Genomic DNA, 23,063 nt, shown 5'->3' with positions numbered 1-23,063 from the left:
TCAGCCGCGACGGCCCTTGACGATCTTCTCCTGGTTGATGTCCTCGACCTCGGCGGCAGCGAACTGCTCGTTGCCGGGGGCACCGATGGCCTTGGCGCCACCGGAGGTGAACTCCAGGATGAACTCGTCAGTGACCTTCTCGAGCTCGGCGACGGTCGCGTCGTCGAGCACGTTGGTGTCGCGGAGGGTGTCGAGGACCTGCGTGTTGCGACGCAGGTGGTCCAGCAGCTCGCGCTCGAACTTCAGCACGTCTTCGACCGCGATCTGATCGAGCTTGCCGTTGGTGCCGGCCCAGATCGAGACGACCTGCTCCTCCACCGGGTACGGCGAGTACTGCGGCTGCTTCAGCAGCTCGGTGAGGCGTGCGCCGCGCTCCAGCTGACGACGCGAGGCCGCATCCAGGTCGGACGCGAACATCGCGAACGCCTCGAGCGAGCGGTACTGCGCAAGCTCCAGCTTCAACGTGCCCGAGACCTTCTTGATCGACTTGACCTGGGCGTCACCACCGACACGCGAGACCGAGATACCCACGTCGACCGCGGGACGCTGGTTGGCGTTGAACAGATCGGACTGCAGGAAGATCTGGCCGTCGGTGATCGAGATCACGTTGGTCGGGATGTAGGCCGACACGTCGTTTGCCTTCGTCTCGATGATGGGAAGGCCCGTCATCGACCCGGCACCCAGCTCGTCGCTCAGCTTGGCGCAACGCTCCAGCAGACGCGAGTGCAGGTAGAAGACGTCACCCGGGTAGGCCTCGCGACCCGGCGGCCGGCGCAGCAGCAGCGAGACGGCGCGGTAAGCCTCGGCCTGCTTCGACAGGTCGTCGAAGATGATCAGGACGTGCTTGCCGCCGTACATCCAGTGCTGGCCGATGGCGGAGCCGGTGTAGGGGGCGAGGTACTTGAAGCCGGCGGGGTCGGACGCGGGGGCGGCGACGATCGTCGTGTACTCCATCGCTCCGGCGTCCTCGAGCGCGCCCTTCACCGAGGCGATCGTGGAGCCCTTCTGACCGATGGCGACGTAGATGCAGCGCACCTGCTTGTTGACGTCGCCCGATTCCCAGTTGGCCTTCTGGTTGATGATCGTGTCGATCGCGATGGCCGTCTTACCGGTCTGGCGGTCGCCGATGATCAGCTGGCGCTGGCCGCGGCCGACGGGGATCATGGCGTCGATCGCCTTGATGCCGGTCTGCAGGGGCTCGTGCACGCTCTTGCGCTGCATGACGCCGGGCGCCTGCAGCTCGAGGGCGCGACGACCCTCGGCCTCGATCGCGCCGAGGCCGTCGATCGGGTTTCCGAGCGGGTCGACGACCCGGCCGAGGAAGCCGTCGCCGACGGGCGCGGAGAGCACCTCGCCGGTGCGCGTGACCGGCTGACCGGCCTCGACGCCGGCGAAGTCGCCGAGGACGACGACACCGGCTTCCTTCTCGTCGAGGTTCAGCGCGAGGCCCTGGGTGCCGTCTTCGAACACGACGAGCTCGTTGGCCATCAGGCCGGGGAGGCCCTCGACGTGTGCGATGCCGTCACCGGCGTCGATGACGGACCCGACCTCTGCCGTCGCGGCGCCGGTCGGCTCGTATGCTGCGACGAAGTCCTTCAGGGCGTCACGGATGACGTCGGGGCTGATGGAGATGTCTGCCATTGTCTTCCTTCGGTTCATGGGGCCTCGGCCCCGAAGTCTCCGCCGTTGCGGCGGGAAGTCTTGTCAGCCGGCGAGCCGCTGACGGAGATCGGCGAGACGCGCGGAGACGCTCGCGTCGATGACGTCGTCGGCGATCTGCACACGCAGTCCGCCGACGATCGACGGGTCAATGACCGTGTTCAGCGCCACGTCGGCGCCGTACCGTGCCGACAGGGTCGAGCGGAGCCGCTCACTCTGCGCATCGCTGAGCGGCGTCGCCACCGTGACGGTGGCGACGACTCGGCCACGCTGCGCCGCAACCAATGACAGGGCACGCGTGAGCGCCTGGCGTACACGACGCTCGCGCGGCTGCTGCACGAGGCCGGACACCACCAGGACCGTCGCCGCACTCGCACGACCGTCCAGGAGCTTCTCGACGAGCACACCCTTGGCGGCGTTGTCACCCATGCGCGAGCCCAGGGCGAGCTCGAGCTCGGGGTTCTCGGCGACCGTGCGGGAGAAGCCGAAGAGCTCGCCTTCGAGGTCCGCGTCGGACGCCGCAACGGATGCGGCCCGCACCGCGAGCTCCTCGACACCGTCGACGAGCTCGTCGGCGGAAGACCAGCGCTGCACCACCACGGCCTCCAGCAGCTGCACGGCGACCGAGGAGAACCTCGGACCGAACACGTCCGCGATGACCTTGCGGCGTGCGTCGCCGGCCGCAGCGGAATCGGACACCGCGCCCGCGAGCGCGGACGAGGAGCCGAGGACGCGGGCGGCCTGGAACAGCTCGCCCGCGACCTCGAGATCCACACCGGACGCCTGCCCCAGGGCGGTGGTGGTCACCGCGAGGGCGTGCGTGGTGGCGCTTCCCATTACTGGGCCGCCTTCTCAGAGACCTCGAGCTCAGCGAGGAAGCGGTCGACGACACCCTGAGCGGTCTTGTCGTCGCTCAGCTTCTCGCCGATCACGCCGCCTGCGAGATCGAGAGCGAGCGTGCCGACCTCGGCACGCAGCGTGACCAGGGCGGTCTGGCGCTCGGCCTCGATCTGGGCGCGCGCCTGGGCGCTCACACGGGCGGCCTCGGTCGATGCGGTCTCACGTGCCTCGGCGACGATCTTCTTGCCGTCCTCGCGGGCGACCTCACGGATCTCACCGGCCTCCTTGCGCGCCTCGGCGAGCTGAGCGGTGTACTCCTCGAGCGCGGCCTCGGCCTGACGCTGTGCCTCGTCGGCCTTGGCGATGTTGCCCTCGATCGCGGCGGCCCGCTTGTCGAGGAGCTCCTGCATCCGAGGAAGCACGACGCGCCAGAAGACGAACAGGATGACGACGAAGCACACCGCCGACCAGACGATGTCGTACACCGCCGGGATGAGGGGGCTCGGGGCTGCCGCGCCACCTTCCTCGGCGGCGCGGGCGACAAGAGCGTTCAGCATCCTGTCTCCTTACTTTGGTCGATCGGGCTCAGAAACCGAAGATGAAGCCGGTCGCGATACCGATGAAGGCGAGCGCCTCGGTGAAGGCGATACCGATGAACATGAGGACCTGCAGTCGGCCGGCGAGCTCGGGCTGGCGAGCGACGCCCTCGATCGTCTTGCCGACGACGATGCCCACGCCGATGGCGGGGCCGATGGCGGCGAGGCCGTAGCCGATCGTCGCGACAGATCCGGTCACCTGGGCGAGAACCGTAGTTGCGTCCACGGATGTTTCCTTTCGTTGTGGGCGGCGGGTGCCGTCCCGATCAGTGCTCTTCAGCGACAGCGAGCTGGATGTAGACCGCAGTCAGGATGGTGAAGACGTATGCCTGGAGGAAGGCCACCAGGATCTCGAAGAGTGTGAAGGCGAAGCCGAAGGCGAGCGTTCCGGCACCGAGCAGGGTCCAGAATCCGCTGAGTCCGAACACGAAGAACTGCGTCGCGGCGAAGAAGAGCACCAGCATGAGGTGTCCGACGATCATGTTCATCAGCAGACGCAGGGTGAGCGTCACAGGCCGGATGATGAAGGTCGACAGGAACTCGAGCGGGATGATGATGATGTACAGCGGCCACGGCACGCCCGAGGGCATCAGAGAGTTCTTGAAGAACTTGCCCGGGCTCTTCTTCACACCGGCGTAGATGAAGGTCACGTAGGCGACGACGGCGAGCAGCAGCGGAACAGCGATCACGCTCGTGCCGGCGATGTTCAGACCCGGGATGATGCCCGTGATGTTCATGAACAGGACCATGAAGAAGATGGTCGTGAGAATCGGCAGGAAGCGGTTGCCGTCCTTGCGGCCCAGCAGGTCGTGCGCGATGTTGACCCGAACGAAGTCCAGCCCCATCTCCACGACGCTCTGGAAGCGGGTGGGAACGAGCCGCATCCGTCGCGTTCCGACGAGGAACAGCACAACGAGAACGACGGTCGCCAGGATCTGGATCAGGTTGATCCGCGTGATCGCGAAGGGAGAGCCCTCGAAGAGAATCGCATCGGGGAAGAACTCCCAGATGGACGGCGCATGGAACTCGTTGCCGGATTCCTCGGCAGAGACGATCAGGGTCGCAGCTTGACTAAACAGCGCTTGCTCCAACTTCGGGGCACCGGTCTAAACCGTTGCGACGATGGATGATGTACACCGCGCTCGGGCACTCTGGCGCTCGTGGTCGGGTGCCGGAACAGCCTATCAAACTCCCAGGGTCGCCAGTCACACCGACCCCATCGGACGACCGTCGTCGGTGCGCTCCCCCTCTTCGGGGTCGGTGGGCAGCGTGGTGTCCGATACGTTCGGCAGTCGGCGGCGCATGAGCACGACGACGTCGACCACGAGCGAGGCGATGACGCTCACGACGAGGGCCACGAAGAAGACGCCCGGCACGATCCAGGCCGCTCCCCGCAGAGCGAGCATGACCAGCACGAACACGACGAGCTTCAGGATCCAGCCGCCCAGGACGATGCCGAAGAAGATCGGCACGTACAGCGGGTCCCCGAACCAGCGGTTGGCGATGAGGATGCTGCCGGCGGTGATCCCGAGGAAGACCGCCGAGATCAGCACGCCGACCAGCGCGCTGATCAGTCCCTCGACGCCCGCGACGAGCAGCCCTCCGACGGCGCCGGCGACCAGCAGCACGCCGATCACGGCGGCGAACCACAGCAGGGCGGTACGCAGGAAGGGTGTGCTGGAGACGGGTGTGGCAGCGCTCATGGTGTTTCCTCGGCGATCTCGTCGGGGGCGGTGGTGGATCTCGAACGGCGGGCGGGAAGGAAGGTGACGACCAGGCAGGCGGCGACGCCCACCACGCCGAAGGCCACGCCGATCCAGTACTGGCCGAACCAGTCCTCGCGGGTGGCGATGTACATCAGCAGGAACGTGATCCCGATGATCGCCGTCCATGCGTAGAAGATCAGCACGGCGTCACGGTCGGAGTGGCCCATGTCGAGCATCCGGTGGTGCAGATGCTTGCGATCGGGAGAGAACGGGGACTTGCCCGCCCGCATCCGGCGGAACACCGCAGAACCGAAGTCCAGCAGCGGCAGGATGACGACGGCGATGGGCAGCAGGATCGGGATGAAGGCGCCCAGCAGCTGCGAGCGGCCGAGCTGGTCGGGATCCAGCGCCGCCGGCGGCAGGTTGCCGGTGATCGACACGGCGGAGGTCGCCATGAGCAGGCCGAGCATCAGGGCGCCCGAGTCGCCCATGAACATCTTCGCGCGGTGCCAATTGAAGGGCAGGAACCCCGCGCACGCGCCGACGAGGACCACGGCGATGAAGGACGACAGATTGAAGTACGTGCTCGCACCGACATCGCGGGTGAGGACGTATGCGTAGACGAAGAAGATCCCGTTGGCGATCAGACACACCCCCGCCACGAGGCCGTCCAGCCCGTCGATGAAGTTGACCGCGTTCATCACGATGACGATCGAGAACACCGTGAGCACGATGCTCATCCAGCTCGAACCCACGGTGACCCCGCCGATGGGCAACGCGTAGATCTGGATGTGCCCGAACCAGGCGATGATGCCCGCCGCGACGAACTGGGCGCCCAGCTTGATCATCCAGTCGAGATCCCAGAGATCGTCGGCGATGCCGACGATCACGATCAACAGGGTCGCGGCGAGGATCGAAAGGGTCGGCCACGGATCGATCCAGAAGATCGAGAAGAACGGGTTCGTGGAAGAGATGGCGAAGGCGGCGACCACCCCGAGGAACATCGCGATCCCACCCAGGCGCGGCGTCGGGCGGGTGTGGACGTCGCGTTCACGGATCGCCGGGTGGAGTTTGTACCGGATGGCGACACGCCAGACCGTCCACGACAGCGCGGCCGTGATGAGCGCCGTGACAACGGCGATCAGCAGGTACTGCGTCACGCGGAGTCGCCCGCGCCCTCATCCGGCTCCGGCTCGAGCCGGTCGCCCAGGATCTCCAGAATCTGGGACCGGTCCACAGCGCCGTAGCGGAGGATGCGGGCGTGTCCCGTGCCGCCGAACGCGAGCGGCGTCGCGTCGAGGATCGTCGAGGGCACCCCGTGATCGCTCGCGCCGTCGTCGAGGTACACCGAGACGCTGTCGCCGAGCATTCCGAGCGCGGCGTGCGCGTCGATCGCGGCGGGCTTGCCGGTGAGATTCGCGCTCGAGACGGCCAGCGGGCCGGTCTCCTCGAGGAGCTCCAACGCGAGCCGATGCGCGGGCATCCGCACGGCGACCGTGCCTCGGGTCTCCCCCAGGTCCCAGGACAGCGAGGGCTGAGCGGGCAGGACGACCGTGAGCCCGCCGGGCCAGTGCGCCTCGACGAGTCGTTCGACGGGCTCGGGCAGGTCGCTCACGAGCGCCCGGACGGTCGACAGACCCGCGACGAGCACGGGCGGAGGCTGTTGGCGTCCGCGGCCCTTCGCCGCGAGCAGCGCCGCGACGGCAGAGGGGCTGAACGCATCGGCGGCGACGCCGTAGACGGTGTCGGTGGGCATGACGACCAGCTCGCCGCGCGCGATCGCCTGGCGGGCTGCACGCATACCGGCCAGCAGCTGCGACTCGTCGCGGCAGTCGTAGAGAGGGGACATGGCGGCTCCATTCTACGTGCGAGGCGGGTGCCGACCGAGGCGCGGGGCGGCGCTCGTGTCGCGAGATCAGGGTCGGATGGCGGTGGTGGCCCGGTCACGCAGCGTGAGGTCGGGGTGCGTCGCGGCCGATCGCCATCCCGCCGCAGTGAGAACCTCGCGAACGGGCGCTCCCTGCACCTCGGCGTGCTCGATGATGATCGTGCCTCCGGGGTGCAGCAGCCGCAGCCCGACGCGGGCGAGTACACGCACGACGTCGAGGCCGTCCTCGCCGCCGTACAGCGCCTGCGGCGGATCGTAGAGGCGAACCTCCGGGTCCCGCGGAATCGCCTCCGCGGGGACGTACGGCGGGTTCGACACCAGGACGGAGACGCTCCGATCGAGTTCGGCGAACGCGTCCGCCAGATCGGCGAAGACGAGCCGAGCGTTCGGCGCGTTCACGCGGGCGAAGTTCTCCTTGGCCCAGATGAAGGCGTCGACGGAGTTCTCCGCGGCATGTACCCGTGCGTGCGGGACCTCGGTCGCCATCGCCAGCGCGATCGCGCCGGATCCGGTTCCGAGATCGACCGCGACCGGCTCCGGCGATGCGCTGGCACCCAGTGCGTCGATGGCCAGCTGGGCGACCATCTCGGTCTCGGGGCGCGGCACGAACACGCCCGGACCGACGGAGAGCTCGAGATGCCGGAACGGCGCCACGCCCGTCAGATGCTGCAGCGGCTCGCGCGCCGCACGGCGCTCCACGAGGCGCATGAGGCGCTCGAGCGCGTCGGTGTCGATTTCGGCCGCGCGGATGGCGGCGGCCTGCACCTCGCCGCGCCCGACCTTCAGCACGTGGGCGATAAGCAGCTCCGCATCGACGCGCGGGTCGACGATGCCGGCGCGCGCGAAGCGCGCCGAGACGTCGCCGAGGACGACGTCGATCCGCGAGGCCGCAGGCGCGTGGACGTGCTGATCGGAAGGCGTGGAAGGGCACATGAGCCCGCCCAGCCTACCCGCTGCGTCATACTCGGCCTCCGGCGGGATTGCTCCCCTAGGCTGGGCGCACCTCGTCCCCGACTCGAAAGGTCGCGTCATGCCCGGCATCCACTCCGACATCACCTCCGCGTTCGGCGAGACGCCTCTCGTGCGTCTGAACCGCGTGACGGAGGGCGTCGACGGCGTCGTCCTGGCCAAGCTCGAGTTCTACAACCCCGCCTCCAGCGTGAAGGACCGCCTCGGAATCGCGATCGTCGATGCCGCCGAGGCATCCGGCGAACTCAAGCCGGGCGGAACGATCGTCGAGTCCACGAGCGGCAACACGGGCATCGCCCTCGCGATGGTGGGAGCCGCCCGCGGCTACCGCGTCATCCTCACGATGCCCGCCTCGATGTCGAAGGAGCGCCGCATCCTGCTCAAGGCCTTCGGCGCCGAGCTCGTGCTCACCGACCCCACGAAGGGCATGTCTTTCGCGGTCGACGAGGCCAAGCGCATCGTCGCCGAGACCCCCGGTGCCGTCTGGGCCCGCCAGTTCGAGAACGAGGCGAACCCCGCGATCCACCGCCGTACCACGGCCGAGGAGATCCTGCGCGACACCGACGGCAAGGTCGACTACTTCGTCGCGGGCATCGGCACGGGCGGCACGATCACGGGTGTCGGCGAGGTGCTCAAGGAGCGCGTGCCGGGCGTGAAGATCGTCGCCGTCGAGCCCGCCGACTCCCCCATCCTGACCAAGGGACACCCGGGGCCCCACAAGATCCAGGGCATCGGACCGAACTTCGTCCCCGCCATCCTCAACCGCGACATCATCGACGAGGTCATCGACGTCGAGTTCGACGACGCGATCCGCGTGGCTCGGGAGACCGCCGCCAAGGACGGCGTGCTCGTGGGCATGTCCAGCGGCGCCGCGATCTGGGCTGCCCTCCAGATCGCCGCACGCCCCGAGGCCGCCGGCAAGAACATCGTCGTCATCATCCCGTCCGCGGGCGAGCGTTACCTCACCACGGCGCTGTTCGAAGACCTCCGCGAGGACTGATGCCGGTCGCCGTGGTTCGCCGCATCCGGGAGGACATCGCCGCCGCCCGGATGCGCGATCCCGCCGCGCGCGGCGGCATCGAGATCGCCCTGCTGTACCCCGGACTCCACGCGATCTGGGCGCATCGCGTCTGGCACGCGCTGTGGCGTCGACGCCTGCGCTTCGTCGCACGGGCGGGCTCGCAGGTCACGCGATGGCTCACGGGCATCGAGATCCATCCCGGTGCTCGGATCGGGCGCCGCTTTTTTATCGATCACGGCATGGGCGTCGTGATCGGCGAGACGGCGGAGGTCGGGGACGACGTCATGCTCTACCACGGCGTCACCCTCGGCGGCCGCCAACGCGAAGGGGGTAAACGGCACCCGACCCTCGGCGACGGTGTCGCGGTCGGCGCCGGCGCCAAGATCCTGGGGCCCGTGCACATCGGTGCGCACAGCGTCGTCGGAGCCAACGCCGTGGTCACACGTGACGCCCCCGCCGACAGCGTGCTCGTGGGTGTGCCGGCGAAGGCACGGCCGCGGGGGCGCGGCGAAGACACCCGTGCGCTGCTGACCGCGCCCGAGTACTCGATCTGACCCGCGACGTCCGCACGGCCCACTCGGGCTTCGACGCCGCATCCGCCTCACCGGAGCGCTCCCGCCCCACCGATCGTGCACATGTCGCAGCACCGTACGCTCGGAGCATGAGCGAGCTGCACGAGTTGTCCCTCGTCGAGCTGGCGCGGATGCTGCACGGCGGCGAACTGGACCCGCTCGATCCCACCCGCCACTACCTGTCGCGCATCGCCGCGCGCGCGGACCTGGGTGCGTTCGCCGAGGTCACCGCCGGTGCCGCGCTCGAGCGTGCGGAACAGCTCGCCCGCGCCACGGTGCGCGGTCCCCTCTACGGCGTCCCCCACGCCGACAAGGATCTCGTGGCGCGCGCCGGCGTCCCCACGCGCTACGGCTCCCGCTCGCGCGCGGATCACGTCCCGAACGCGTCCGATCCGCTGGCTATCGCCCTCGACGCCGCGGGCGTCGTGAACGTCGGCAAGACGGCGACGAGCGAGTTCGGTCTGACCGGCTACACGGAGCCTCTGATCGGGCCACCGGCGCGCGATCCCTGGAATCCTGCGAACGGCGCCGGCGGCTCCAGCGGCGGCGCGGCGGTCGCCGTGTCCGCGGGTCTGCTGCCGGCCGCCGTGGGCTCGGACGGCGGCGGTTCGATCCGCATCCCCGCCGCGACGGTCGGCGTCGTGGGTCTCAAGCCGTCACGGGGTCGTCTGCCGATCGGCTCGGGTCTGGACTCGCCCGACCAACTCGCGGTGACGGGGCCCCTCGCGCGCAGCGTCGCCGATGCCGCCTTCCTGTTCGACGTGCTGGCGCAGCTCGCGCCGTACCCCTACGCGACCGCGGCGCCCGGATCGGGCAGCCTCCTCCATGCTGTGCGACGGATGCCGCAGCCGGTCCGGATCGGGGTCACGACCGTCTCCCCGTGGGACGATGACGAGGACATCCGCCTGGACCCCGATGCGCGCGAGGCGGTCGCGCGAGCCGCGACCTGGCTCACCGGCGACGGACACAAGGTCGAGGACGTACTGTGGCGCCCGCAGGGCTACGCCGCCATGTTCCGCCGACTGTGGCGTGTCAGCGCCGCGCGGATCCCACTGTCGGACACGGACGAGGATCTCGTCGAACCGCTGACCGCGTGGCTGGTGCGGGAGGGGCGCCGACTGTCGGGCATCGAGACGCTGGAGACGCTGAGCGCCGCGCGGGCGTTCGAACGTCAGACCGTCGCTGCCTTCGCGCCGTACGACGCGGTCCTAATGCCCGCCCTCGCGCAGTCGCCGCGCCCGGTGGGCTGGTACGACGGGCACGAACCGCTGCGCACCTTCGCGCTCCAGGTGGAGTACGCGCCGTACTCGAGCTTCGTCAACGTCGCGGGGCTGCCCGCCGTGACGCTGCCCGTGACCGTCACCGAATCGGGGCACCCGGTGTCGGTGCAGCTCGTCGGACGTCCCGGCGGCGAAGCAACAATCCTGTCGCTCGCGACGCAGCTCGAGGACCGCCGCGGCGCGCTGCTGCATCCGCCCGTCTGGTGACGCAGAGCGCTCACTCTCCTGCGAGCGCCGCCAATCGCGCCTCTTCGTCCGCCGCGATGGCGGAGTCGATGATCGGTCCGAGAGCCCCGTCCATGACCTGGTCGAGGTTGTAGGCCTTGTAGCCGGTGCGGTGGTCGGCGATGCGGTTCTCGGGGAAGTTGTACGTGCGGATGCGCTCGGAGCGATCCATGCCCCGGATCTGCGAGCGTCGCGCATCGGATGCGGCGGCATCCCGCTCCTCCTGCTGCTTGGCGAGCAGGCGGGCGCGCAGCACCCGCATCGCCGCCTCGCGGTTCTGCAGCTGGCTCTTCTCGTTCTGCATCGAGACGACGATTCCCGTCGGCACGTGGGTGATCCGAACAGCCGAGTCGGTCGTGTTGACCGACTGGCCGCCGGGGCCTGAGGACCGGAACACGTCGATCTTCAGATCGTTCTGATCGATCTGGACCTCCTCCGGCTCGTCCACCTCGGGGAAGACGAGAACACCCGTCGTCGAGGTGTGGATGCGGCCCTGCGATTCGGTGGCGGGAACCCGTTGCACGCGGTGCACACCGCCCTCGTACTTCAGGTGGGCCCACACACCGGCGGCAGGATCGGAGCTCGTGCCCTTGATCGCCACCTGGACGTCCTTGTATCCGCCCAGGTCCGACTCGTTGCGCTCGAGCAGCTCGGTCTTCCACCCCTGCGATGCCGCGTACTGCACGTACATGCGCAGCAGGTCCGCCGCGAACAGTGCGCTCTCGGCGCCGCCTTCGCCGGCCTTGATCTCCATGATCACATCGCGCGCGTCATCGGGATCGCGCGGGATGAGCAGGCGTCGCAACCGCTCCTGGGCCGCGTCACTCTGCTCCTCGAGGGCGGGAACCTCGTCGGCGAACGCCGCATCCTCGCCCGCGAGCTCACGAGCCGCTGCCAGGTCGTCGACAGCGCCCTGCCACGCCTCGTACGCGTGGACGATGCGGGAGAGCTCGGCGTAGCGCCGGTTCACCCGCTTCGCCCGCGCGGCGTCGGCGTGCACGGCCGGGTCGGAGAGTTCCTCCTGGACCGCCCTGTGCTCGTCGAGGAGTCCGCGAACGGACTCGAACATGCCGGAATCGGACACGGCCGACGGGATCAGCGGATGTTGTTCTCGTGACCGTGCGAGTGCCCGCCCGAGGCCGGAGCCGGGATGGACTTCTGCATCTGCACGAGGAACTCGACGTTCGACGACGTCTCCTTGAGCTTGCCCAGCACGACCTCGAGGGCCTGCTGCGGGTCGAGACCCGCCAGTGCGCGCCGCAGCTTCCAGGTGATCTTCACCTCGTCCGCCGACAGCAGCATCTCTTCGCGACGCGTGCTCGACGCGTTGACGTCGACCGCGGGGAAGATGCGCTTGTCGGCGAGCTGACGGCTGAGTCGCAGCTCGCTGTTGCCGGTGCCCTTGAACTCCTCGAAGATGACGTCGTCCATCTTCGAGCCGGTCTCCACGAGCGCGGTCGCGAGGATCGTCAGCGAGCCGCCGTTCTCGATGTTGCGCGCGGCGCCGAAAAAGCGCTTGGGCGGATAGAGGGCGGCGGCATCGACACCGCCGGAGAGCACCCGACCGCTCGTCGGTGCCGACACGTTGTACGCGCGGCCCAGGCGGGTGATCGAGTCGAGCAGCACGACGACGTCCCGGCCGAGCTCAACGAGACGCTTGGCCCGCTCGATGGCGAGCTCGGCGACCGTGGTGTGATCCTCGGCGGGGCGATCGAAGGTCGAGGCGATGACCTCGCCCTTCACCGTGCGCTGCATGTCGGTGACCTCTTCGGGGCGCTCGTCGACGAGCACGACCATGAGGTGGACCTCGGGGTTGTTGTGCGCGATCGCGTTGGCGATCTGCTGCAGCACGATCGTCTTGCCCGCCTTGGGAGGCGCGACGATGAGGCCGCGCTGGCCCTTGCCGATGGGAGCGACGAGATCGATGATGCGCTGCGTCAGCTTCTCGGGCGCGGTCTCCAGGCGCAGACGCTCCTGCGGGTAGAGCGGGGTGAGCTTACCGAACTCGACGCGCTCGGCCGCATCCTCGACCGAGAGGCCGTTGATCGCGTCGACCTTGACCAGCGCGTTGTACTTCTGACGACCCGGCTGCTCGCCCTCGCGGGGCTGTTTGATCGCGCCGACGACCGCGTCGCCCTTGCGGAGGTTGTACTTCTTGACCTGGCCGAGCGAGACGTAGACGTCGCTGGCACCCGGCAGGTAGCCGGTCGTACGCACGAACGCGTAGTTGTCGAGCACGTCGAGCACGCCGGCGATCGGGATGAGGACGTCGTCCTCGCCGATCTCCGTCTCGAACTCGTCGTTCTGGCCCTGACCGCGACGCTTGTTGCGCTGGCGCGCGCGACCGGACTGCTGCTCGTCGTCCTCCGCGGCCGCGGGAGCGCCGTTCTGGCTCTGGTTCTGCTGGCCGTTCTGACCGTTCTGACCTGCAGCGCCCTGCGCGTTCTCACGACGATTCCGGTTGCGGCTGCGACTACGGCTGCGGCTACGGCTGCTCTGCTCGCCTTCGGCGTTCTGCTCGCCCTCGGCGCCGGACGCGTTCTCGCCCGAGGCATCGGCGGCGGGTGCCGTGTCGGCTGCCTCGGCGGGCGCGGTCTCGGACTCCGCCGGCGCGGCATCCGTCGACGCGACCTCGGCGGCGGCTTCCGGAGCCGCCGGCTCGGCAGCGGCCTCGGCGGTCTCAGCCGGGGCCTCTTCGGAGGCGGCAGCGGACTTGCGTGCGCGGCGCGGAGCCTTCTTGGCCGGAGTCTTCGCGGCGGGCGCGTCGGCGGCGGCTGCGTCGTCCGCGGCGGGGGCGGCTTCGGCGGGTGCCTCGGCGGCCGGAGCCTCGGATGCGGCGGGCGCCTCCTCGGCGGCCTCGACCGCAGCGGCGGCATCCTCGGCGGGCGCCTCGGTGCTCTTGGCGCGGCGGGGGGCGCGCTTGCGCGGGGCCTTGACCGGGGCATCGGCGGCGGGCGCCTCGGCGGCGGGGACGGCCTCGGCGACGGTGTCGTCGACGTTGGCGTCGGTGGACTGGATCTCGGAGATGGACTCCACGAGTACTCCCTTGATGAAACGTGTGTCAGCGCGTGACCGCACAGAAGGCCCAACAGACAGGCATTCGTCTACACCCAGCGCATGCTCGGGATACGCGCGACCGCATCGCGGGGATGTGTCGCGGGTATGAGTGCAGGGGTCACGCGGCCGGTTCGCAGATTGCGACGGAGGCCAGATTCACGTCAGTGACGTGGCACCCTCCGCGTTGTCCCTCACTGTACCACCCTTGAAGTCGACCGCGAGCATGAGCGCCTCCCACGGAGTGTCCGCGTGCGCGGCGACGAGCTGGGCGGCTTCCAGCCGGCGTCCGGGGCCGTCGGCGAGCACGAGGACGGACGGTCCCGCGCCCGAGACGACCGCCGCGAACCCCTCCCGACGCAGCGCCTGCACGAGGCGATCCGTCTCGGGCATCGCCGCCGCGCGATAGCTCTGGTGCAGCTTGTCCTCGGTGGCGGCCATGAGCAGCTCGGGGCTCTGCGTCAGCGCCGCGATCAGCAGCGCCGAGCGCGAGACGTTGAACACCGCATCCGCTCGCGAGAACTGGTCCGGCTGCAGGCCGCGCGCGACAGAGGTCGACATCGTGAACTCGGGCACGAAGACGATCGGAGACACACCGCGGTGCACGAGCAGCTTCTTGTGCTGCGGACCGTTCTCGTCGACCCAGGCGATCGTGAGACCGCCGAAGAGCGCGGGTGCGACGTTGTCGGGGTGGCCCTCGAGCTCCGTGGCCAGCCGCAGCAGCGTGTCGGCATCGAGATCCGCGTCTCCCTCGAGCAGTCCCTTGGCGGCCAAGAGCCCCGATACGACGGCGGCGCCGGAGGAGCCCATCCCACGCCCGTGCGGAATGACGTTGCGCGCGCGTAGGCGCAGGCCCGGCATCGGAAGACCCGCATCCGCGAAGGCGTAGGCGATGGCGCGGACGACGAGATGCGACCCGTCGCGCGGCACCTGCTCGGCGCCGGCGCCCTCGACCTCGATCTCGAGCAGGCCCGGCTCGAGGGCTTCGACCTCGAGCTCGTCGTAGACGCTCAGCGCCAGGCCGAGCGTGTCGAATCCGGGCCCGAGGTTGGCGCTCGTGGCGGGCACGCGCACTGTCACCGCGCGGCCCACGGCGACCGTCATTGAGAGCCCTGCGGGGCGAGCTCCAGCACCGAGGCGACCTCCGAGACGGAGCTGTCGACGACGGTGGGGGCGACCTCGCCGCCGGACGCGTCACGCAGGGCCCACTGCGGGTCCTTGAGACCGTGGCCGGTGACGGTGAGCACGACGCGGGAACCCGCGGGGATCACTCCGGCCTCGGCGCGGTCGAGAAGACCCGCGACGGAGATCGCGGATGCGGGCTCGACGAAGACACCGACCGTCTCGCTCAGCAGCTTCTGCGCGGCGAGGATGCGGTCGTCCTCGATGGCGCCGAACCAGCCGTCCGTGGCGTCGCGCGCCTCGAGGGCGAACTGCCAGGAGGCGGGGTTTCCGATGCGGATGGCGCTGGCCACCGTCTCGGGGTTCTTTACGACCTCGCCCCGCACGAGCGGTGCGGAGCCGGCGGCCTGGAGTCCGAACATCCGCGGCACCTTGGTGGAGACGCCGCGCTCGGCCTCCTCGGTGTAGCCGCGCGTGTATGCGGTGTAATTGCCCGCATTGCCGACGGGGACGATGTGGAAGTCGGGGGCATCGCACAGCTGGGAGACAACTTCGTAGGCGGCCGTCTTCTGACCGTCGATGCGGTCGGGGTTGACCGAGTTCACGAGGTGCACCGGGTAGTTCGCGGCGAGCTCGCGCGCGATCTCCAGGCAGTCGTCGAAGTTGCCGCGGATCTGGATGAGCTTGCCGCCGTGCGCCACGGCCTGACTCAGCTTGCCCATCGCGATCTTGCCCTCGGGCACGAGCACGGCCGCGGTGATGCCGGCGTGCGCCGCGTAGGCGGCGGCCGATGCCGAGGTGTTGCCCGTGGAGGCGCAGATGACGGCCTTCGCCCCGTGCTCCACCGCGCGCGAGAGCGCCACCGTCATGCCGCGGTCTTTGAAGGAGCCGGTCGGGTTCATGCCCTCGAACTTGACCCAGACCTCGGCGCCGGTGCGGTGCGACAGTGCCGGTGCCGGGATCAGCGGGGTGCCGCCCTCGCCGAGGGTGACCACCGTGGAGGCGTCGGTCACGCCGAGGCGGTCGGCGTACTCGCGGAGGACTCCGCGCCAGAGGTGTGCCATATCAGTCTCCTTCTACCCGCAGGACCGAGACGACCCGCTCGACGACGTCGCTGTCCGCGAGTCGGTCGACCGTGTCGCTGAGATCCTGCTCGCGTGCTTTGTGCGTTCCGATGACCAGGCGTGCCCGGCCCGAATCTGCGCCGTCCTCGGCGATGACCGTCTGCTCGACCGTCGCGATCGAGACGTGCCCCTCGCTCAGGGTGCCGGCGATGTGCGCGAGCACACCCGCCTGGTCGCTGACCTCGAGCGTGATCTGGTAGCGCGTCTGCGCGTGGCCGATCGGCAGGACCGGCAGGTTCGCGCGCGTGGACTCCCCCACCCCCACGCCTCCGGCGATGTGGCGACGCGCCGCGGACACGACATCGCCCAACACGGCGGATGCGGTCTGCACCCCACCGGCGCCGGCACCGTAGAACATGAGCGAGCCGGCCGCCTCCGCCTCGACGAAGACGGCGTTGTTGGCACCGTGGACGCTGGCGAGCGGGTGCGAGCGCGGCACCAGCGCCGGGTAGACCCGGACCGAGATCGCCTCGCCCGTGGGCGAATCCTGGCCGGTCAGCCGTTCGCAGACCGCGAGCAGCTTGATGACGTAGCCGGCGTGACGAGCCGCATCCATCATCTGCGTGGTGATCGCGGTGATGCCCTCGCGGTGCACCGATTCGAGCGGGACGGCGGTGTGGAACGCGAGCGAGGCGAGGATCGCCGCCTTCTGCGCGGCGTCATAGCCCTCGACATCGGCGGTCGGATCCGCCTCGGCATAGCCGAGCGCCTGCGCCTGCGCCAGGACGTCGGCGAATTCCGCTCCCTCGGTGTCCATGCGGTCGAGGATGTAGTTCGTGGTCCCGTTCACGATGCCCATGATGCGCTGCACGCGGTCGCCGGCGAGCGAGTCGCGCAGCGGACGGATGATGGGGATGGCGCCGGCCGCCGCCGCCTCGTAGTAGACCTGCGCGCCGACCTGATCGGCGGCATCGAAGATCTCGGAGCCGTAGGTCGCCAGCAGCGCCTTGTTGGCCGTCACGACGTCTGCGCCGGAGTTGATCGCCTGCAGCAGGTGGGTTCTCGCCGGCTCGATGCCGCCGATGAGCTCGATCACGATGTCGGCGCCGACGATCAGCGACTCGGCATCGGTCGTGAAGAGCTCCCGCGGAAGGTCCACGTCGCGCGGGGCGTCGACATCGCGCACCGCGATACCGGCGAGCTGGAGGCTCGCTCCCGCGCGGTCCGCAAGCTCATCGCCGTGCTTGAGCAGGAGAGCTGCGACCTGCGACCCGACGGCACCGGCTCCCAGCAGAGCGACGCGGAGGTGGCGATGGTCGATCATGAATCACCTTTCTGCGCGAGGACGGCATCGCGGGCGAGAAGGTCGTCGACCGTCTCGCCGTGCACGATGACACGCGCCTCGGCGTCACGCACCGCGACCACCGGGGGCCGCGGCATGTAGTTGTAGTTGCTCGACAACGAGAAGCAGTACGCACCGGTGGCCGGCACCGCCAGTAGGTCGCCGGGGGCGACGTCGGCGGGGAGGTACTCGGCGTTCACGACGATGTCGCCCGACTCGCAGTGCGAGCCGACCACGCGCACGAGGGCGGGAGCCGCGTCGCTGACCCGGGAGGCGATGCGGGCGGAGTAGTCGGCGCCGTAGAGCGCTGGACGGGCGTTGTCGCTCATCCCGCCGTCGACGCTGACGTAGGTGCGCACGAGACCGTCACCGAGGGCCACGGGCTTGACCGTTCCGACCTCGTAGAGCGTGACACCGGCGGTTCCGACGATCGCGCGTCCCGGCTCGAAGACAAGGGTCGGCACGGGCACGTCGAGGCGCGCACACGTCGCGGCGACCGCATCCACGATGGCATCCGCGAGCTCCTCGATCACGGCGGGCCGCTGGTCGCGCGTATAGGCGATGCCGAAGCCGCCGCCGAGGTTGAGGACGTCGAGACCGCCGAGCTCCGCGTGGAGGGCGACCAGACGCTCGGCGGATGCGGCGAAGCCCTCCGACCCGAAGATCTGGGAACCGATGTGGCAGTGCAGCCCGACGAGCTCGACGCCGGGAATGGCGCGCAGAAGAGCGGCCGCCTCGCGGGCGCCGTCCAGGGAGAAGCCGAACTTCTGGTCTTCGTGCGCCGTGGCGAGGAAGTCGTGGGTCTCGGCATGGATGCCCGTGTTGACGCGGATCAGCACCGGCTGCCTGCGGGAGGCGCCGTCGGTCACGGACGCGAGACGGACGATCTCGTCGACGCTGTCCACGATGATCGTGCCGATGCCGATCTCGACGGCACGTGCCAACTGGCTCGCAGACTTGTTGTTGCCGTGCAGGCCCAGCAGCGCAGGGTCCGCACCCGCGGCCAGTGCCACCGCGAGCTCGCCGGGGCTCGCGACGTCGATGCGCAGCCCCTCCTCGAGGACCCACTGCGCGAGCGCCGCCGACAGGAACGCCTTGCCCGCGTAGTAGACGCGCGCGTCGGCTCCGTGGCGGGCCGCGGCCCGCTGGAAGGCCGCCAGAGTGCGGCGGGCCCGGCCGCGCACCTCGTCCTCGTCGAGCACATAGAGAGGGGTGCCGAAGCGTGCGGCGAGCTCGCCCGCATCCACGCCGCCGATCTGAAGTCGCCCATCGCGGCGGGAGGCCGATGCGGGCCACACGACGGGCGCGAGGTCGTTCGCATCATCCGGCACGAGGAGCCACTCTTCGGCGGCAGCGCGGTCGTGCGAGGAGGACACTACGAGACCCAATCGGTGGTGAAGGGCGGCGGGATTCTCAGCGGCGGCGGAGCCGTCACGACACCCGACGCGAGTCCCTTGAAGTCTAGGGCACCGCCCATGCCGCTCCCGCCATGCGTCAGGCGCAGCTGCCCTTCTCCCTCGCACCGGCATCGGTCAGCAACTCGCCCGCGATGTCGAAGTCGGCCGCGAGCCGATCGCCCTGCACCGCGACCTGGCTGAGGGTGAGGCCGCGAGGGAGATACTGCGCGACGCACACCCGGTATCCGGCGAGCAGAGGATCGGCGACGGAGCCGAACTGCGCGCGCAAGCCGTCCGCGGTCACCTCGGCACCCGCGACGCTCAGCGACACCGGGGTCAGCACGAGCTGCCCATCCGCTGACGACGGGGTGAGCGACACGTCCACCGGCACCGCGACACCGAACACCGACAGCTGGGAGGAGGCACTGACGTCGGGCTCGGCGATCGTGAGGCCGTCGACGGACACCGGCGCAGCCTCGGCCAGCAGCGGTCGCAGCTGCTCGGCGTTCAGGGACACCGTGGCCTGACCGGAGCCGAGCGTGAAGGGAGCGCGGATGCCGAGATCGTGAAGGGTCACCGACACGTTGCCGGTGAAATCTCCGATGGTCACGTCGTCGGCGGAGATGCGCACCTGGCCCACCTCGCCCAGCGCAAGATCCAGCAGCAGCGAGGGATCGGCGACGTCCACATCGATCTGCTGGTCGGAGGCGAGATCGAGCCGCGAGACGAGCTGCTGCTTGACGGCCTTCGTCACGAGGTCGCGCGCCACCCACTCCCCCGCGAAGAACGCGGCGACGATGAGAAGCAGGACCACGAGCACCGCGAGGAGCCACGGCCACCGGCGGCGCCGGCGCGCCGTGCGGGGCGCGTCGTCCTGGTCGTCGAACAGCCCCATCACCTCGCTCATGTCACATCCGCTCGGGCGCGCTGACGCCCAACAGGTCCAGCCCGTTGCGCAGGACCTGGCCGGTCGCGTCGTTGAGCCAGAGACGCGTGCGGTGCAGGTCGGTCACCTCGTCGTCGCCGAGCGGGATCACGCGGCAGTTGTCGTACCAGCGGTGGTAGAGCCCCGCGAGCTCCTCGAGGTATCGGGCGATGCGATGCGGTTCGCGCAGGTCGGCGGCGAAGGCAACCAGCCGCGGGAACTCCTGCAGCGCGCCCAGCAGCGCGGACTCGGTCTCGTGGGTGAGCAGTTCGGGGGCGAACGCTGTGCGCTCCACTCCGGATGCGGCGGCATTGCGCGCCACGTTGTGGGTGCGCGCGTGGGCGTACTGCACATAGAAGACGGGGTTGTCGTTCGTGCGCTTCTGCAGGATCTCGGGGTCGAGTGTGAGCGGAGAGTCGGCGGGGTAACGCGCCAGCGAGTACCGCAGGGCGTCGGTGCCGAGCCAGGCGCGCAGGTCGTCGAGCTCGATGATGTTTCCGGCGCGCTTGGACAGACGCGCGCCGTTGATGGAGACGAGCTGGCCGATCAGCACCTCGATGTCCTTCTCGGGGTCGTCGCCCGCCGCACCGGCGAGCGCCTTGAGCCGGTGGACGTAGCCGTGATGATCGGCGCCGAGCAGGTAGATCTTGTGGGCGAAACCACGATCGCCCTTGTTGAGGTAATAGGCCGCATCCGCCGCGAAGTAGGTGTATTCGCCGTTCGAGCGACGGATGACGCGGTCCTTGTCGTCGCCGAAGTCCGTCGTGCGCACCCAGATGGCGTCGTCCTGCTCGAAGACATGCCCCTGCTCGCGCAGGCGCTCCACCGCCTCGTCGACGAGACTGGGCGACCCGGCGTGCAGCACCCGCTCGGAGTACCAGACGTCGAAGTGGACGTTGAACTGTTCGAGAGAAGCCTGGATCTCGCCCAGCTGCAAGGCGTACGCGAGCTCGGTGGTGAATGCCAGCTGCTCCTCGGGCGAGGCGAACAGCACGCCGCCGGGCTCGCCGTTGAAGTCCGCCGCGCGCACGCGCTCGGCCAGGTCCTGGATGTAGGCGCCGACGTAGCCGTCCTCCGGAGCGGGCTCGCCCTTCACCGCAGCGAGCACGGAGCGGCCGAAGCGCTCCATCTGCGCGCCCGCGTCGTTGATGTAGAACTCGCGCACGAGGGTGGCGCCGCTCGCCAGCAGCAGCCGGGCGATGGCATCGCCGAGGGCTGCCCAGCGGGTGTGGCCGATGTGAAGCGGGCCCGTCGGGTTCGCGCTGACGAACTCCAGGTTGATCGAGTTGCCGCGCTGGGTGGTGTTGGAACCGAACGCCGCGCCCGCCTCGACGATCACGCGTGCGAGGGCGCCGGCGGCCGCCGCATCCAGACGGATGTTGATGAACCCGGGACCGGCGATCTCGACGGAGGCGACGCCGGCAACCTCGCCGAGAGGGCCCGCGATCTCCGCTGCCAGCTCCCGCGGGTTCGCCCCCACCTGCTTCGCGAGCTTCAGGGCGATGTTGGACGCCCAGTCGCCGTGGTCACGATTCTTCGGACGCTCGAGGACGATGTCCGACACCGCCACCTCGACGCCGGGGCGTCGCGCCTCGACGATCGGTGCGACGACGGCGTGCAGGGCTGCGGAGAGCTGTTCGGGATCCATAGGCGTCCCATTCTACGTTCGTCGGCAGCGGCGCCCCGGGCCGCGCGGGCCGCGCGCTCAGGACATCGACACGAGCGACGCGTGGTCGTCGACGGGGCCGGGAGCGTCCTGCACCGTCGCGTCCACTTCGAGCCGCTCCAACCCCACGTATCCGCCGTGGTAGCTCAGGAACGCGCAGTCCGCCGCATCCCGGCCCGTGGCGATCCGCACGAGCGAGGAGCGCGGGGCCAGCCGGGTGGCATCGACGACGCTCCATTCGCCCTCGACGAGCACCTCGGCGACGGCGTGGAAGTCCATGGGATCGAGCTGCGGCGCGTAGCAGGCGACATACCGCGCGGGCACGTCCATCGCGCGCAGCAGCGCGATGACGAGATGGGCGTAGTCGCGACAGACGCCTTGCCCGCTGGCGAGGGTCGTGACCGCGCTGTCGGTACCGAGACTCATACCCGGGGTGTAGGTGACGCTCGTGGCCACGAACTCGGAGACGGCCTCCACGAGAGCTCGACCGCTCAACCCGCGGAACAGTCGCCGCGCCGTCGCGAAGACCTCGTCGGACTGGGCGTAGCGGCTCGGGCGCAGAGCCGCGATCGTGTCGATCTCCGTCGTCGCAGGCTCAGTCCCCGGTCCGACGACCGCCTCGTACCGCACCTGAAGGGGCCCTGCCCCACCGGTCAGACGGTGCAGGCGGTTCCCGACCGCGTCCACGAGCTCCCTCGGCCGCGCCTCGCGCCCGTCCTGCACGACGCTCAGTCGCTCGCTCACAATGCCCGCCGATCGTGCCACCGCGATCTGCAGGATGAGGTCGACGGAGGAGCCCAATTCGAGGTCGAGTTCGGCTCTCACAAGGCGCTGCACCGGCCCATCCTCGCACGCGCATCGAGGGCCGAGGGCCGCCCCCATCCGGCTCCCGCACCCGCAGCGGGCCCTCGCGCCGTACGCTCGTGTCATGACCCGATCCGCCCGGCTTTCGCCGCGCCGCACGATCGCCGTGCTGGCTGTGCTGGCGGCGTTGATCGCGTGCATCTGCGCACTCGCGTTGACGCGTCCCTGGGCGGCCGGGGCACTGCCGGTCAGTCGAGCGGATGCGGGTGGCACTGCGCCCGCGCCCGTGGCGGCGATCTCGCTGCCCGAGCATCCTCGGATCCTCGTCTTCGGCGACTCCTGGACCTATGGTTCCGCCGCCTCCGCGCCCACGCTGGGCTACGCGTACCTCCTGGGTCCCCTGATGGACGGCGAGTCGAGTGTGAACGGGTCACGAGGCAGCGGCTACCTCGTTCCCGGCATCGACGGCGGCACCTTCTCCGAGCGCATCGCCGAGCTGGATGCGTCCGCCGAGCCGGATCTCATCGTCGTCCAGGGCTCGATCAACGATCGAAAGGTCCCGCTCGACGGCTACGACGACGCTGTGCGGACCGCGTGGGATTCGCTCGCCGCACTGTACCCCGATGCGCAGATCGTCGTTCTCGGACCGGCTCCCCAGATCCTCCCCGTGGAAGCGGCGACCGCAGAGATCGACGAACGGCTGAGGCTGGCAGCGGCCGCGCACGGCTGGCCCTACATCTCCGCCGTCCGGGACCAGTGGATCACGCCGGAGAACTACGCGTGGATCATCGACACCGGACCGGTCGGACGAAATCACCCGACGACCGAGGGCCACGCGTACCTGGCGGAGAGGCTCGCCACGGCGCTCGAGGGTCTGCGCGCCGACTGAACCTTCCTGTCCGGCCGGACATTATGCACCCTTTCGCCAGGCAG

Annotated in this window: 22 protein-coding genes; 4 read left to right on the top strand and 18 right to left on the bottom strand. The window is 69.6% G+C overall.

The window, feature by feature from the left end; translation table 11 throughout:
- The 9 genes from atpA to prmC form a co-directional block, all read right to left on the bottom strand.
- Complete coding sequence (gene atpA, locus ACYVJS_RS00645; protein WP_460736786.1) at positions 1 to 1,641, bottom strand: F0F1 ATP synthase subunit alpha; 1,641 nt, start codon at positions 1,639 to 1,641, stop codon at positions 1 to 3.
- Positions 1,642 to 1,704: 63 nt separating this feature from the next.
- Positions 1,705 to 2,496: a F0F1 ATP synthase subunit delta gene (locus ACYVJS_RS00640; RefSeq protein ID WP_460736784.1), complete on the bottom strand. Its 792-nt coding sequence runs from the start codon at positions 2,494 to 2,496 to the stop codon at positions 1,705 to 1,707.
- Complete coding sequence (locus ACYVJS_RS00635) at positions 2,496 to 3,056, bottom strand: F0F1 ATP synthase subunit B (RefSeq protein ID WP_460736782.1); 561 nt, start codon at positions 3,054 to 3,056, stop codon at positions 2,496 to 2,498. Before ACYVJS_RS00635 ends, ACYVJS_RS00640 begins: the two co-directional genes overlap by 1 nt.
- Before the next feature lie 28 nt (positions 3,057 to 3,084).
- Positions 3,085 to 3,321 (bottom strand): F0F1 ATP synthase subunit C, encoded by a 237-nt coding sequence (gene atpE / locus ACYVJS_RS00630; RefSeq protein ID WP_320435482.1) that lies wholly within the window; start codon positions 3,319 to 3,321, stop codon positions 3,085 to 3,087.
- Between the two features lie 40 nt (positions 3,322 to 3,361).
- Positions 3,362 to 4,186 (bottom strand): F0F1 ATP synthase subunit A, encoded by an 825-nt coding sequence (gene atpB / locus ACYVJS_RS00625; RefSeq protein WP_460736780.1) that lies wholly within the window; start codon positions 4,184 to 4,186, stop codon positions 3,362 to 3,364.
- Positions 4,187 to 4,300: 114 nt separating this feature from the next.
- Complete coding sequence (locus ACYVJS_RS00620) at positions 4,301 to 4,798, bottom strand: hypothetical protein (protein ID WP_460736778.1); 498 nt, start codon at positions 4,796 to 4,798, stop codon at positions 4,301 to 4,303.
- Entirely contained in the window at positions 4,795 to 5,961 is a 1,167-nt protein-coding gene (locus ACYVJS_RS00615; RefSeq protein ID WP_460736776.1) for an MraY family glycosyltransferase, read from the bottom strand. Before ACYVJS_RS00615 ends, ACYVJS_RS00620 begins: the two co-directional genes overlap by 4 nt.
- Positions 5,958 to 6,650, bottom strand: a complete 693-nt coding sequence (locus tag ACYVJS_RS00610) for an L-threonylcarbamoyladenylate synthase (RefSeq protein ID WP_460736774.1) — start codon at positions 6,648 to 6,650, stop codon at positions 5,958 to 5,960. The genes ACYVJS_RS00615 and ACYVJS_RS00610 overlap by 4 nt, the downstream gene beginning before the upstream one ends.
- A 66-nt stretch (positions 6,651 to 6,716) precedes the next feature.
- Positions 6,717 to 7,622 carry a peptide chain release factor N(5)-glutamine methyltransferase gene (gene prmC / locus ACYVJS_RS00605; RefSeq protein WP_460736772.1) on the bottom strand — a complete coding sequence of 302 codons (906 nt, stop codon included), beginning with the start codon at positions 7,620 to 7,622 and terminating at the stop codon, positions 6,717 to 6,719.
- Positions 7,623 to 7,719: 97 nt separating this feature from the next.
- Here prmC and cysK point away from each other — a divergent pair, with 97 nt between their 5' ends.
- The 3 genes from cysK to ACYVJS_RS00590 all read left to right on the top strand — a co-directional run bounded on the left by cysK (position 7,720) and on the right by ACYVJS_RS00590 (position 10,738).
- Entirely contained in the window at positions 7,720 to 8,658 is a 939-nt protein-coding gene (gene cysK, locus ACYVJS_RS00600) for a cysteine synthase A (protein WP_274287655.1), read from the top strand.
- Positions 8,658 to 9,233, top strand: coding sequence for a serine O-acetyltransferase EpsC (gene epsC / locus ACYVJS_RS00595; protein ID WP_460736770.1), 576 nt, complete (start codon positions 8,658 to 8,660; stop codon positions 9,231 to 9,233). The genes cysK and epsC overlap by 1 nt, the downstream gene beginning before the upstream one ends.
- Positions 9,234 to 9,340: 107 nt before the next feature.
- The gene (locus ACYVJS_RS00590) at positions 9,341 to 10,738 is read left to right on the top strand and encodes an amidase (protein ID WP_460736768.1); all 1,398 of its coding nucleotides are present in this window, start codon (positions 9,341 to 9,343) and stop codon (positions 10,736 to 10,738) included.
- 10 nt (positions 10,739 to 10,748) lie between these two features.
- Here ACYVJS_RS00590 and prfA read toward each other — a convergent pair whose 3' ends face one another.
- The 9 genes from prfA to ACYVJS_RS00545 all read right to left on the bottom strand — a co-directional run bounded on the left by prfA (position 10,749) and on the right by ACYVJS_RS00545 (position 22,163).
- Positions 10,749 to 11,825 (bottom strand): peptide chain release factor 1, encoded by a 1,077-nt coding sequence (gene prfA / locus ACYVJS_RS00585; protein ID WP_460736766.1) that lies wholly within the window; start codon positions 11,823 to 11,825, stop codon positions 10,749 to 10,751.
- 26 nt (positions 11,826 to 11,851) lie between these two features.
- A complete protein-coding gene (rho, locus tag ACYVJS_RS00580; protein WP_460736764.1) occupies positions 11,852 to 13,792 on the bottom strand; it encodes a transcription termination factor Rho in 1,941 nt (646 codons plus the stop codon).
- 177 nt (positions 13,793 to 13,969) lie between these two features.
- The gene (gene thrB / locus ACYVJS_RS00575; RefSeq protein WP_460736762.1) at positions 13,970 to 14,914 is read right to left on the bottom strand and encodes a homoserine kinase; all 945 of its coding nucleotides are present in this window, start codon (positions 14,912 to 14,914) and stop codon (positions 13,970 to 13,972) included.
- Complete coding sequence (thrC, locus tag ACYVJS_RS00570; RefSeq protein WP_460736760.1) at positions 14,911 to 15,996, bottom strand: threonine synthase; 1,086 nt, start codon at positions 15,994 to 15,996, stop codon at positions 14,911 to 14,913. Before thrC ends, thrB begins: the two co-directional genes overlap by 4 nt.
- A gap of 1 nt (position 15,997) precedes the next feature.
- Positions 15,998 to 17,320, bottom strand: a complete 1,323-nt coding sequence (locus ACYVJS_RS00565) for a homoserine dehydrogenase (protein WP_460736758.1) — start codon at positions 17,318 to 17,320, stop codon at positions 15,998 to 16,000.
- Positions 17,317 to 18,714, bottom strand: coding sequence for a diaminopimelate decarboxylase (gene lysA, locus ACYVJS_RS00560; RefSeq protein WP_460736756.1), 1,398 nt, complete (start codon positions 18,712 to 18,714; stop codon positions 17,317 to 17,319). Before lysA ends, ACYVJS_RS00565 begins: the two co-directional genes overlap by 4 nt.
- 118 nt (positions 18,715 to 18,832) lie before the next feature.
- Complete coding sequence (locus ACYVJS_RS00555; protein WP_460736755.1) at positions 18,833 to 19,642, bottom strand: LmeA family phospholipid-binding protein; 810 nt, start codon at positions 19,640 to 19,642, stop codon at positions 18,833 to 18,835.
- A 1-nt stretch (position 19,643) separates the two neighbouring features.
- Positions 19,644 to 21,308 carry an arginine--tRNA ligase gene (locus ACYVJS_RS00550; RefSeq protein ID WP_460736753.1) on the bottom strand — a complete coding sequence of 555 codons (1,665 nt, stop codon included), beginning with the start codon at positions 21,306 to 21,308 and terminating at the stop codon, positions 19,644 to 19,646.
- A gap of 57 nt (positions 21,309 to 21,365) precedes the next feature.
- On the bottom strand, positions 21,366 to 22,163 hold the full coding sequence (locus ACYVJS_RS00545) for a transglutaminase-like domain-containing protein (protein ID WP_460736751.1): 798 nt from the start codon (positions 22,161 to 22,163) through the stop codon (positions 21,366 to 21,368).
- Positions 22,164 to 22,254: 91 nt separating this feature from the next.
- Here ACYVJS_RS00545 and ACYVJS_RS00540 point away from each other — a divergent pair, with 91 nt between their 5' ends.
- On the top strand, positions 22,255 to 23,019 hold the full coding sequence (locus tag ACYVJS_RS00540) for an SGNH/GDSL hydrolase family protein (RefSeq protein ID WP_460736749.1): 765 nt from the start codon (positions 22,255 to 22,257) through the stop codon (positions 23,017 to 23,019).
- The last annotated feature ends 44 nt before the right edge of the window (positions 23,020 to 23,063 follow it).

Source organism: Microbacterium neimengense, from assembly GCF_054782995.1.
Note: the sequence above shows the minus strand (reverse complement) of the source record. Positions and strands in the feature narration are given on the sequence as shown.